We start from the raw sequence: 11,730 nt of genomic DNA on the forward strand, positions 1-11,730 counted from the left end.
CTGCTTGCGATCCGCAAACGGTTTTCACAGGCTCATGGCCAGAACCCGGCTGATTTCCGTCAAAGACCGCCCGGATTGATCCATCCAGGAATTGAAGGCCCGTTGTACCGCCGCCATGGCTTTTTTCGACGTAGCGGGTTTGTCGATCACGCCCTCGGCGATCAGACGGGCGGTGACGTCCTGCGATAGAATGAAACTGTCGCGGCCCGCAAAACGCATTGCATATTGCGCCGAAGCCCCGCCAAGACGAGACCCGCGTTTGGCCAGCATGGCTAGAAGGTTGACATAGTCATCAGAGGGCCAGCCCCCCAGAACCTGGCCCGCGCCGCCTTCGTTGCGCAGTTCCAAAAGGAACGCCGCGTTGTCCCGCACTGCTGCGATCTTGGTTCCATTGCGGACAATGCGTGTGTCTTGCAGCAGGGAATCGAACTTTTCATCATCCATGAACGCACACCGGCCCACATCGAAGCCGTCAAAGGCGGCCTCGAATCCATCCCATTTGTTTTCGATGACCTTCCAGTTGAAACCGGCCTGAAAGACGCATTTCGTGATGATCGATAGCCACCGGTCGTCGGGCATCGCCGCCAGTTCTTCGTGGCTTTTGGGCTTGTTCAGCTGTGCTTCAAAGGCTTCGATCCCACCGTGGCGAGAGGCGGCAATATCAAAGATCTCGTCAAATGAACGCATGAACCCAACCTCAAAGCTGTCTTAGGAAGAGTGTTTTGTTTTGCCTTCCTTTTGCAATGGGAATTTTCGGTGTTCGAAAGCCACTTGACCGGAAATGAAACTCGGCCCGAACAAGAAAAACACTGAACTGTCAAAGAAATGCTCGACAAACGGGTTTAAAACGGTTTGTGATTGACTCGTCAGTCAACATTCCGTGCCCCGGGGCGGGGGATAATGGCGGGTTGGGCTGGGGTCCTTGCGGCGCCTGCGGGAAAAAATCAACGCTTCAGCGGCAAGAAAGCCGCGCTGTTACAAACTGATCACTTTCCTTTTCCGACCAAATTTGTGCATGTTGCGGCATGGTATTGTCATCAGACAAAGACACCGGCGGGAAACCCCTGCCGGGGTGGGCAAAACAAATAAGACAGGGAGAAAATCCATGAAAAAACTGAGTGTAAGCCTTATGGCCCTGACCGTTGCCGGTGCGGCGCATGCGGCGGATATGGGGGCCGTGGACGAGCCGATCAAACTGGCGATCAACGAATGGACCGGTCAGCACGTGACCACGCATGTGGCGGGTGAAATGCTCAAGGCCGCCGGTTATAACGTGGAATATGTGACCGCCGGCATGATGAACCAGTTTCAGGCGCTGGCCGATGGAGACATCGACGCGACGCTTGAAATCTGGTCGTCCAATGTTTCGGATGAATATGCAAAGAAGATCGAGGAAGGCACGGTTGTCGAAATCGGCGATCTTGGCCTGGATGCCAAGGAAGGTATCGCATACCCGGCGCATGTCGCTGATCTGTGCCCCGGCTTGCCTGCGTGGGAAGCGCTGAAAGACTGCGCGCAGGTGTTCGCCACGGCGGAAACTCTGCCCGGTGGCCGTCTGGTCGACTATCCGGCCGACTGGGGCACGCCTGGTGCGGATCGCATGACTGGCCTTGAGCTGCCGTTCAAGGCTGTCCCCGCCGGTTCCGAAGGTGCCCTGATCGCTGAACTTCGCGCATCGACCGAGCGTAAATCGCCGCTGCTGATCACATTCTGGCAGCCGCACTGGGCGATGTCTGCCTATGACGTGCAGTTCGTTGAACTGCCCGCAGGTGAAGAGGCATGTTTTAACGATCCGGCGTGGGGTCCGAACCCGAACGCGGTAAACGATTGCGACTTTTCGCCATCGCGCATCTTCAAAGCCGGCTGGAGCGGCCTGGAAGAAAAGTGGCCGGCCGCCTATGAGATCCTGTCCAACTATCAACTGGCGGTCGAAGACCAGCAGCCGATGATGGGCGCGATCGATGTCGACGGCGGTCAGGTCGAAGAAGTTGTCGCCGCATGGATGGCCGAGAACGAAGACAAATGGCGTCCTGTTGTCGACGCGGCGACCAAGTGAGCCACTTAGGTGACTGACACGACTGTGCCAGCCATCGCCTGCCGGAATCTCTGGCAGGTGTTTGGCCCGGGCGCTGACAAAGCCCTGACCGACGCGCTGTCTCGGTCAGGGAATGACGCCGACAAGGCTGCCGTCGCCCTTCGCGAACAGGGGCTGATCCCCGCCGTTCAGGATGCCAATTTCGAAGTTCAGGAAGGTGAACTTTTCGTCATCATGGGCCTGTCGGGCTCGGGCAAATCCACGCTGATCCGCTGTATCTCGCAACTGCTGCCGGGCACCGGTGGTGAAATTCGGGTGGATGGCGAGAATGTCATAGGCGCCTCAAAAAAGGCCCTGACCGAGCTGCGCCGGAAAAAACTGGGCATGGTGTTCCAGCATTTCGGCCTGTTCCCCCACATGACCGTTGCTGAAAACGTCGCATATCCTCTGCGCGTTCAGGGCGTGGGCAAAAAGGAACGGCTGGACCGCGCGCAGGAAGTGATTTCGCTGGTCGGTCTGGAAGGGCGCGAAGACAGCTTCCCGCGACAACTTTCCGGCGGGCAGCGGCAGCGGGTGGGTATCGCCCGCAGTCTTGCCGTAAACCCTGACATCTGGTTTCTGGACGAACCGTTCTCGGCGCTTGATCCACTGATCCGTCGCCAGTTGCAGGATGAATTCCTGCGCATTCAAGCGACGTTGAAGAAGTCGATCGTCTTCATCACCCACGATATTCAGGAAGCGCTTAAGCTGGCTGACCGCATCGCCATCATGCGGGACGGCAAGATCGTGCAGATCGGCACGCCCACGGATATCGTCCTGCGACCCGTCGATGACTATGTGCGCGAATTCTCGAAGGACGTCGCCAAGGGGCAGCATGCCAAGGTCGCCTCGGTCATGCGAAACGAGGCAGAGTGCGGCCCGGACGATCCCGGCCTGACCACATCGATGACACTGGACGCGGCCCTGGCCCATTGCATGGAACTTTATGAACCCGTGCCGGTGCGGGATGCCGATGGCAATGTCGTTGGCACGGTGCACCCTTCCGATCTGGCTGCCGCGCTTCAGGTGGACGAAACATGACTGCCGTAACTGAGGTTCCGACGCAGCACGGCGCGCGGCTGACGGCAGGCGCCAAGGCCGCCCTGATCACGGTTGTCGTCGGTGCGGTTTGCCTTGCACTCGAGGGCATCGCCCCATGGCTGGTTAAATGGCCCGCCGCGTGGGAACTGCCTGCAACCCAATGGGTGGGCACGTTTCTGGACTGGTTTCTGAACCTGATCAAACCGGCGATGCGGTTGTTCTCGGATTTGATGACCTATCCGATGAACTGGGCGAATTTCGTTCTTGGCAACACACCATGGCCCATTCTGATCGGGATCGTGACCGCGCTGGGCTGGTATCTGGGCGGTTTGCCCATGGCCGCGCTGGGCTTTCTGGGCCTCAGCTTTGTTCTGGCGTCGGGTTACTGGGCTGAGAGCATGAACACTCTGGCCTTGGTCGCAGTATCCGTTCCGGTGGCGTTGATACTGGGTGGTGGCATCGGCATCCTCGCCAACGAGGTACCGCGGGTGAAATCCTTCGTTCAGGCGGTTCTGGATGTCATGCAGACGGTGCCGACCTTCGCATATCTGACACCACTGTTGCTGCTCTTTGGCTTTGGCCCGGTTGTCGGTCTGATCGCCTCGGCCATCTATGCTGCGCCGCCCATGGCGCGCAACGTGATGCTGGGGCTGGAACGGGTGGAGCCCGAGATCAAAGAGGCCGCCATCATGTCCGGTGGCACGCGTTTTCAGCAACTGTTTCAGGTCGAAATTCCCGCCGCCACGACGCAGATCATGGTCGGTGTGAACCAGTGTCTGATGGCGGCCTTGTCCATGGTCATCATTGCCGCCGTCATCGGTGGGTTCAACGATATCGGCTGGGAGGTTCTGCTGACCATGCGCAAGGCGCAGTTCGGGGAGTCTCTGATGGCGGGTCTGGTCATCGTGGTCTTTGCCGTCGTCATAGATCGCATGAGCGGCACCTTGGCGACCGAGCGCAAACGTTATGACAGCCGGGTTGTCTGGGCGATGTTGGGTTTCGCCGTGGTCTTCACGGCCGCCTTCTGGGCGTGGTTGCCGAACCCATCCGAACTGACCTTGCTGGATCCGATGGCCGAGGCCGTGGACAGCGGCCTGACCGCGTTCACTCAGGCCAATGGCCCATGGTTGGATGCGCTCAAGAACAACTCACTTTTCTATGTGCTGCTGCCTTTGCGGATCGGTCTGGATCAGGCGGTGCTGCCCTTCACCTGGGGCTTCCAGTGGACGCCGGGCATGAGCTTTGGCCTGTTTGCCGCAGGTGCCGGGATCGCGCTGTTGATGGCATGGCGTGGGCGGCTGACGGGTGGTCTGATCGTCATGATTCTGATTGGAATGCTGGAAACCGGCATTGCCAACCTGCCGTGGCCCTTTGTCCTGACCGGCGCCGCTGCTCTGGGCTGGGTCGCGGGGGGCTGGCGTCTGGCGGCGCTGTGCGTGGGGCTGCTTTGCACTATCCTCGTTTCGGGCCTGTGGGAGAGAGCGCTCTTGTCGCTTTACCTCAGCGGTGCGGCGGTGTTTTCCTGTGCCGTGGTCGGCGGCCTGATCGGCCTTGCCAGCGCGGTCTGGGAACCGGTGTGGAAAGTGGTCCGTCCGATCTGCGACATGTTGCAGACAATCCCTCTGTTCGTGTTCCTGATCCCGGTTCTCATGGTGTTCCAGATCGGCGAGTTCTCGGCCTTTCTGGCAATCTGCGCCTATGCGATCGTGCCCATGATCCGCTACACGCGGCACGGGTTGGTCAACACGCCGGACGAGATGATGGAGGCCGCGATCTCAAGCGGTGCGACCGAGTGGCAGATCATGCGCGACGTGCGCGCGCCCTATGCCGCGCCCACGATCCTGCTGGGGTTGAACCAGACCATCCTCTACGCCTTTGCGATGCTGGTGATCGCCGCCCTTATTGGCACCACGGGTCTGGGGCAGTCGATCTATCTGGCGCTAGGTCAGGCAGATGTGGGGCTTGGCATTTCGGCCGGGGCCGCGATGGCGATTCTGGCGCTGATTGCCGACCGCATCGTGCAGGGGTTTGCCGAAGAACGCCGCGCGGCGCTTGGATTGTAAACAGGGCAGGGGCGATGCACCGCCCCTGCGCCGAACTTGATTTTGGACAAGGATACCAGTGCCGTCCTGATCTAGACCGATCCCAATAACGCGGAGATCACCATGACCGGTTGGGTCCTATTCCTTGCAGCGCTCGTCACATTCCTTCTCAGCCACGCGATTCCGGTGCGACCCGCCATACGCGGACGGCTGATCGATACACTCGGACGCCGGGGGTATTTTACGGCCTATTCGGTTCTGTCGCTGGCCGTCCTGGCGTGGTTGATCATCGCCGCTGCCAACGCTCCTTATGTCGAGGTCATTCCGCCATTTGCGGTTTTGCGCTGGGCGCCGATTCTGATCATGCCGGTGGTCTGCTGGCTGGCTGTTGCGGGGCTGATCATTCAGAACCCGTTCTCATTCGGAGGGCTGGGCAATCGGCCCTTTGACCCAGAACAGCCCGGTATCCTGCGCACCACCCGGCACCCGATCCTTGCCGCGCTGATGCTGTGGGCGGTGGCACATCTCCTTGCCAATGGCAGCCTGTCACATGTGATTCTGTTCGGCCTGTTTGCCGGTTTTGCAGCCATGGGCATGGCCCTTGTCGACCGGCGCAAGTCGCGGGAAATGGGCTTTGAATGGGTCCGCTTGTCCCGCAACACGGCGCGGTTCTCACTGCGCGCACCGCGTCCCTGGCCGCGTCCCGGGGTGTGGCTGGCCGCGCTGGCCGCCTATGCGGTTCTGCTTCACCTGCACGCTCCCGTGATTGGCCTGTCCCCGCTTCCGTGAACGAGGGAGTGGCCGGGCGGTGTCATGCGTGCTATTTGAAACGTCACAAACGAATTACAAGAGATCCAAGATGCATCTGGCCTATGTCACCACCACCGATCGCGGCGCGACGGACCGCCTGCTGAGCGCCGTTGCGGACCGCCTGCTGGCCTCCGGAGCAAAACTGGCCGGTGTCGTGCAAACAAACACGGAATGCGCCGACAGCAGCAAATGCGATATGGACTTGCGCGTGCTGCCAGACGGTGAAACCATCCGCATTTCGCAGTCTCTGGGCACCCAGTCGCGCGGTTGCCGTCTGGACCCGGCAGCGCTGGAACAGGCGGTGGGATATGTGACCGCCTCGCTGGAGGACGCCCCCCAATTGCTGATCATCAACAAATTCGGCAAGCATGAATCCGATGGACGGGGGTTCCGCCCCGTGATCGGCGAAGCACTGGCGATGGATATCCCGGTTCTGGTCGGCGTGAACGGTTTGAACGAAGAGAAATTCCAGACCTTCGCGGATGGCGAGGCGGAAGCCCTGCCGGCGGATCTGGATGCAATCGAGGCGTGGTTCAACAAGGTCTCGGAACTGCGCCCGGCGGCGGAATAGAACCTTCCAAACTCTTGGTTAAGAAACAAAAAACGGCGCTGACAAACAATCAGCGCCGATTTTTGATGCTGGGTGGAACTAGGAAGCCTTAAGCTTGCGGTACCCGAACAGGCCCAGAACGGCCCCGAACAAAAGCAGCCCGCTTGCGGGCAGGGGGACCGGTGCGACAACAAGATTGTCCACATGAAATTCACCGCACCATTGGCTACACCAAGCAGTGTTTGGTGTGGTAGGATAAATGCCCCAGGTCGGTGCCGGGCTGTTAAATGTGATCTGCAACGCATCAATTGCTGAGAACGCGCCGTTGAGGCCAACTGTGCTTAACGCCATAGGTGCGAAGGTTTGGCTTGCCACGACCGCACCATTCCTCAACCCGGAAAAAGTCAGTGTCGGAAAAGCGGCAGGGCCTCCTGTCAGCCATTGGTAATAAGCTGAAGTCCCAAAAGTAGGCGCGGGGCCGGATCCAGTTGTGTATGCTAGGGACCACCCGACCAAGTCTACGGTATGCGCCGCGAACCTTTTTCCATCAACCGGCCTGATTGTTGTAGAAAGAACCCCGTTGTCATCGTGAAGGTTTATGAAGTTTCCGAAGTTGTAAACCGTCGCGTAATTGAATGTGTAACCTTGGCTTGTGCCTTGATTTATATTGGGGCCAACAGTTTGGTCGTTCGCAAGATCAATATCGAACGTAACGGTCAGCGCATTCGCTGCGCCCGCGACACAAACGGCAAGCGCCGCCAAAAGCAGTCTCATAACAAATCCCTCGCAACTACGTGAACAGACTAGCGAGCGATGCCCGGTTTCGCAACTTTTACGAGTCTTTGCAGCCGTCATTGCGCATAAGCATGCACATAAGCACGCGTGGGCAATGCGTTCTGGCCATCTTTGAATTCTACGGGAAAGATGGTGGGCGACCCTGGAATCGAACCAGGCGTGCGTCTCCGCGAGGGAGTTACAGTCCCCTGCCACACCTTGCGGCCTGTCGCCCACTGTCAGGCGTTGCACCTGACGTGGAGGCGTGATTACTAGCGCACCAAAGGAGCGTCAACAGGAAAATTTCGCTTTGGCGCAGGAAACCGAATTCCCGGCCCGGAGGCCTGAAAAATGAAGAAACCTAAATGGGTCGTTGAGAAGGAACAGGCGCGCAAGGCCGCGGCTGCTGAAACCGTTTGGCTGTTCGGTCTGCATGCAGTTCGCGACGCTTTGATGAACCCCAATCGGCAGAAATTGCGCCTGATCGTAACGCGCAATGCGCGGGACAAACTGGCGGAAGCGATTGAATTCTCTGGTATCGAGCCCGAGATGGCCGATCCGCGCAAGTTCTCGGCGCCCATCGATGCAGGCTCGGTGCACCAGGGTTCCGCGTTGGAGGTAAAGCCGTTGGATTGGGGCGGACTGGCCGAAAATTGCATCGGTCGGGAAAATCCACGCGTTATCCTTCTGGACCGCGTTACGGACCCGCACAATGTCGGGGCGATTCTGCGCTCGGCCGAAGTTCTGGGTGCTAGTGCCGTCATAGGCACCCGCCACCATTCCGCGCCCGAGACCGGGGCCCTGGCAAAAACCGCCAGCGGCGCGCTGGAGCGTCAACCCTATCTGCGGATGCGCAACTTGGCCGACACAATTGTTGAACTACAGAATATGGGATTTCTGGTCCTTGGGTTGGATGGTGAAGCAGAGGTAACGATCGAAGGCGCGCTGAGCGACGGTCGGGACCGCCCCGTCGCACTTGTTCTGGGGGCGGAAGGCCCGGGATTGCGCCAAAAGACGAAGGAAACCGTGGATCAATTGGTGAAAATTGACGCAGCCGGGGGATTCGGATCGCTGAATGTCTCAAATGCGGCGGCAATCGCCTTATATGCATCCCGGCCCTGACAAAAAAAGGAGAGCGCTATTTCCGGTCCATCCAAAATTGCGACCTGCTGCTATTGCGGGACCCGGGCTGCGCTGGTCCTGAGGGGCAAAGAACGGCACGAGCTGAGCTGTTCCAGTTGTGGCGCACCTTTGCACGATCTGAAGATGCTGCCCAAGCGGAAGGCCGCGCCTGCCAAAACAGTGCGATCTGAGGTTTCTCATGCCCCTCCGCGGAAGGCCAAGCGAAAAAAGAAGAAAAAGAGCATGTTCTCGCGCGTGTTCGATGAAGCCTGGGATGTGATCGAAGACATTTTCGATTGAACGTTTTTGGGTGAAGATCGTTCACATCCACGTCAACAGGGGTTCCGCATGCAGCAAAAAATTGCATCTTGATACCCCAGTGATTTCTGATTCTGACATGGCAATGCTGACCCGACGTTCCACACTTGGCGCGCTGTGCGCTTTTTTTCTGGCGCCTGCCACGTATGCGCAGGAAAGGCCCGTTTACTACGCCACCGAAGGGGTGGCGTTGGCCGGGTATGACGCCGTGTCCTATTTCGACGGTTCTACGCCGATCATGGGCATGCCCGAGAATTCCGTGATGTGGAAAGGGGCGCGGTGGCATTTCACCTCGCAGGAGAACCGCGAGCTGTTCGAAAGCAATCCCCGTGCTTTCGCGCCGCAGTTCGGCGGGTATTGTTCATATGCAATGGCGATGGGCGTTCTGAAGAGCTCGGACCCCAAGGCCTGGAAAGTCGTGGATGGTCGTCTGTACCTGACACACTCGATCGAGATCGAAGAAATCTGGAAGCAGGATCAGGCAGAATACATTGAGTTGGCTGAAGAAAACTGGCCGGCAATCCTCTATCACGAATGAGCGGGAATCAGCTAATTGTGATGAGTCATCACAAAAATGCGCCGCCCCTCTTTTTTTTAACAAATATATGCCTAAATGACACAGTGACCGCGGAATGGAACTGCCGCGGGTCATTTCACTGTCCCTCGTTCCAACAACTGGCGCCCAAGGTTTCTTGGGCGCTTTTTTCTTTTTGGAACCCTGCTAAGGATAGGGCATGCCAGACTATTCCGATCAGCACCTGAGAACCATTCTGCAACGCACCAAGTCCGTTGCCGTTGTCGGGGTGTCCATGAACCCGGTGCGGCCCAGCTACTACGTCGCCCGCTACCTGTCGTTGAAAGGGTTCAACGTGATCCCGGTCAATCCGGGCCATGCCGGGAACGACTTGTTTGGCCAGACGGTACGCGGCAGCCTTTCGGAGATATCCGAACCCGTGGACATGGTAGACATCTTCCGACGGTCCGAATCCGTGCCGCCCATTGTGGACGAAGCGTTGGAGGGGTTCCCGTCCCTCGGAACGATCTGGATGCAGATCGGGGTTGAACACCCTGAAGCGGCAGCCAAGGCCGAGGCCCGCGGTGTGGACGTCGTGATGAACCGCTGTCCGAAGATCGAGTATCAGCGCCTGTTTGGCGAGCTGCGCATGGGTGGGTTTTCCACCGGGATCATCTCGTCCAAGCTTTAGGGCGTTGCTGGCTGATAGGGTTTCAGGCGGGCAACCTGTTCCTGTCGTCGTTTTTCCAGCACCACGTCCCGAGGGACCCAATCATATCGGGTATCCTCGACCAGAGGTGACCAGAACAAAACCCCGCCATAGCGCCACGGATCCAGCACGACGCCCTCATACAGCGATTCACCCTTGCGACTGATAATCGCGGTGCTGTGGTCGATCCTCAACGGATTGTCGGCGTTGGCGATGGCGCGGTGCAATTCCAGCGTCTGGAAGTTTTCCTGTTTCAGACGACGCTCGATATCCTCGGCCCAATGCCAGCACAGACCACGCGGGCGCAATCCCTTGTTGACCTTCGCATTGTGGATCAGCGGCGGGTCGGTGATCTGGTATTCGTCCACCAGCTGCGCGGTATAGGAATAGGCGACTTGCGCCGCCCGGCGGGCTTCTTCCGGATCGATATCCGGGCCAAGACGCTGAATCTCGGCTGTCAGGCGTTGCACCTCATCCCCGGTCGAAGGGGGAGGCGCCGCACATGCCGCAACGATGGCAAGCGTTGCCACAAGCATCAAAATTCGGATCATGTCGCGCCCTCGGCCTGTCATTCTGACGCCCGAGTATAACGGGCGTTGCGGCGGCGCGGAACCCGGCCGTTACCCTTTGGGGCGGGCGGCTTTTTCGGCAATGCCGCTGATGCCCTGACGGCGCGCAAGTTCGGCCAGAACATCCTCCAGCGCCACGTCCCGGGCGGCCAGCATGACCAGCAGGTGATACAGCACGTCTGCGGCTTCGGCGGTCAGCTTGGCCTGATCGCCCTTTGTGGCTTCGATGATGGCTTCGATGGCTTCTTCACCAAATTTCTCGGCGCATTTCTCGGGACCCTTTGCAAGCAGCTTGGCTGTCCAGCTTGAATCGGGATCAGCCCCTTTACGCGCCTTAATCGTGGCAGCAAGGTCGTGCAGAATGCTCATGTCAGCCTCATCGGAATGCCTGCGGCGGCCATATGCTCTTTGGCTTCGCGGATCGTGTATTCTCCGAAATGGAAGATCGAGGCTGCAAGCACCGCACTTGCGCCACCTTGGGTGACGCCTTCGACCAGATGGTCCAGTTTACCGACACCGCCGCTTGCGATCACGGGCACATCCACGGAATCGGAAATCGCGCGGGTCAGGGGCAGGTTGAAGCCAGCCTTGGTGCCGTCGCGGTCCATCGAGGTCAGCAGAATTTCCCCGGCGCCTTTGGCGACAACAGTTTTTGCGAACTCGACCGCATCAATGCCCGTTGGCTTGCGGCCGCCATGCGTGAAAATCTCCCACTTTCCGGGGCTGACCGTCTTGGCGTCGATGGCGCAGACGATGCACTGGCTGCCGAATTGATCTGCTGATTCCGCGATCACGTCGGGATTGGCGACGGCTGCCGAGTTGAAGCTGACCTTGTCTGCCCCCGCCAGCAACAGGGCGCGGACATCATCCTTGGTGCGAACTCCGCCGCCGACTGTCAGAGGTACAAAGCACTGCTCGGCGGTGCGCTGTACCACATCGAACATGGTGCCGCGGTTTTCGTGGGTTGCGTGGATATCAAGAAAACAGATTTCGTCCGCGCCTGCGGCGTCATACGCCTTGGCCGATTCCACGGGATCGCCCGCATCGCGCAGACCGACGAAATTCACGCCTTTGACCACGCGGCCATCGGCAACATCAAGGCAGGGAATGATCCGGGTCTTCAGCATCTGATCGTCCTTCGTTGCCGGACCTTTACCGACAAAGCGCCGCCGATGCCACAGACGTTTTGCCGCCCATGGCCCTGGTA

14 protein-coding genes and 1 tRNA gene are annotated in these 11,730 nt (G+C 59.0%); 9 read left to right on the forward strand and 6 right to left on the reverse strand.

The features are described from left to right. Positions 1-24: 24 nt before the first annotated feature. On the reverse strand, positions 25-687 hold the full coding sequence (locus tag ACR0LI_RS02000) for a DNA-3-methyladenine glycosylase I (RefSeq protein WP_209832490.1): 663 nt from the start codon (positions 685-687) through the stop codon (positions 25-27). 418 nt (positions 688-1,105) lie between these two features. Here ACR0LI_RS02000 and ACR0LI_RS02005 point away from each other — a divergent pair, with 418 nt between their 5' ends. The 5 genes from ACR0LI_RS02005 (at position 1,106) to ACR0LI_RS02025 (ending at position 6,538) form a co-directional block, all read left to right on the forward strand. After that, positions 1,106-2,056, forward strand: a complete 951-nt coding sequence (locus tag ACR0LI_RS02005; RefSeq protein WP_171630927.1) for an ABC transporter substrate-binding protein — start codon at positions 1,106-1,108, stop codon at positions 2,054-2,056. 9 nt (positions 2,057-2,065) lie between these two features. Continuing rightward, a complete protein-coding gene (locus tag ACR0LI_RS02010; RefSeq protein ID WP_171630931.1) occupies positions 2,066-3,115 on the forward strand; it encodes a quaternary amine ABC transporter ATP-binding protein in 1,050 nt (349 codons plus the stop codon). Beyond that, entirely contained in the window at positions 3,112-5,178 is a 2,067-nt protein-coding gene (locus tag ACR0LI_RS02015; RefSeq protein ID WP_209832492.1) for an ABC transporter permease, read from the forward strand. Before ACR0LI_RS02010 ends, ACR0LI_RS02015 begins: the two co-directional genes overlap by 4 nt. Positions 5,179-5,280: 102 nt before the next feature. After that, the gene (locus tag ACR0LI_RS02020) at positions 5,281-5,946 is read left to right on the forward strand and encodes an NnrU family protein (protein ID WP_480717929.1); all 666 of its coding nucleotides are present in this window, start codon (positions 5,281-5,283) and stop codon (positions 5,944-5,946) included. Positions 5,947-6,016: 70 nt separating this feature from the next. Continuing rightward, positions 6,017-6,538 (forward strand): DUF2478 domain-containing protein, encoded by a 522-nt coding sequence (locus ACR0LI_RS02025; RefSeq protein WP_480717930.1) that lies wholly within the window; start codon positions 6,017-6,019, stop codon positions 6,536-6,538. Positions 6,539-6,616: 78 nt separating this feature from the next. Here the strand turns inward: ACR0LI_RS02025 and ACR0LI_RS02030 are convergent, their stop codons facing one another. Both ACR0LI_RS02030 and ACR0LI_RS02035 read right to left on the reverse strand, forming a co-directional pair. Continuing rightward, the gene (locus ACR0LI_RS02030) at positions 6,617-7,291 is read right to left on the reverse strand and encodes a hypothetical protein (RefSeq protein WP_480717931.1); all 675 of its coding nucleotides are present in this window, start codon (positions 7,289-7,291) and stop codon (positions 6,617-6,619) included. Positions 7,292-7,442: 151 nt separating this feature from the next. Further along, positions 7,443-7,526, reverse strand: a tRNA-Tyr gene (locus ACR0LI_RS02035). Positions 7,527-7,642: 116 nt separating this feature from the next. On the opposite strand from ACR0LI_RS02035, the gene rlmB reads away from it, so the two are divergent. The 4 genes from rlmB (at position 7,643) to ACR0LI_RS02055 (ending at position 9,936) form a co-directional block, all read left to right on the forward strand. Next, positions 7,643-8,413 (forward strand): 23S rRNA (guanosine(2251)-2'-O)-methyltransferase RlmB, encoded by a 771-nt coding sequence (rlmB, locus tag ACR0LI_RS02040; RefSeq protein ID WP_480717932.1) that lies wholly within the window; start codon positions 7,643-7,645, stop codon positions 8,411-8,413. A gap of 18 nt (positions 8,414-8,431) precedes the next feature. Beyond that, positions 8,432-8,713, forward strand: a complete 282-nt coding sequence (locus ACR0LI_RS02045) for a hypothetical protein (protein WP_480718338.1) — start codon at positions 8,432-8,434, stop codon at positions 8,711-8,713. Positions 8,714-8,810: 97 nt separating this feature from the next. After that, a complete protein-coding gene (locus ACR0LI_RS02050) occupies positions 8,811-9,269 on the forward strand; it encodes a YHS domain-containing (seleno)protein (protein WP_171630946.1) in 459 nt (152 codons plus the stop codon). Between the two features lie 196 nt (positions 9,270-9,465). Continuing rightward, positions 9,466-9,936 (forward strand): CoA-binding protein, encoded by a 471-nt coding sequence (locus tag ACR0LI_RS02055; protein WP_171630948.1) that lies wholly within the window; start codon positions 9,466-9,468, stop codon positions 9,934-9,936. On the opposite strand, the gene ACR0LI_RS02060 is transcribed toward ACR0LI_RS02055, so the two are convergent. The 3 genes from ACR0LI_RS02060 to hisF form a co-directional block, all read right to left on the reverse strand. After that, a complete protein-coding gene (locus tag ACR0LI_RS02060) occupies positions 9,933-10,505 on the reverse strand; it encodes a hypothetical protein (protein WP_171114881.1) in 573 nt (190 codons plus the stop codon). The genes ACR0LI_RS02055 and ACR0LI_RS02060 overlap by 4 nt on opposite strands. Before the next feature lie 69 nt (positions 10,506-10,574). Then, positions 10,575-10,892, reverse strand: a complete 318-nt coding sequence (locus ACR0LI_RS02065; RefSeq protein WP_171630951.1) for a phosphoribosyl-ATP diphosphatase — start codon at positions 10,890-10,892, stop codon at positions 10,575-10,577. Beyond that, positions 10,889-11,650 (reverse strand): imidazole glycerol phosphate synthase subunit HisF, encoded by a 762-nt coding sequence (gene hisF, locus ACR0LI_RS02070; RefSeq protein ID WP_171630953.1) that lies wholly within the window; start codon positions 11,648-11,650, stop codon positions 10,889-10,891. The genes ACR0LI_RS02065 and hisF overlap by 4 nt, the downstream gene beginning before the upstream one ends. Positions 11,651-11,730 lie beyond the last annotated feature (80 nt).

It is taken from the genome of Ruegeria sp. CL7 (assembly GCF_056536445.1).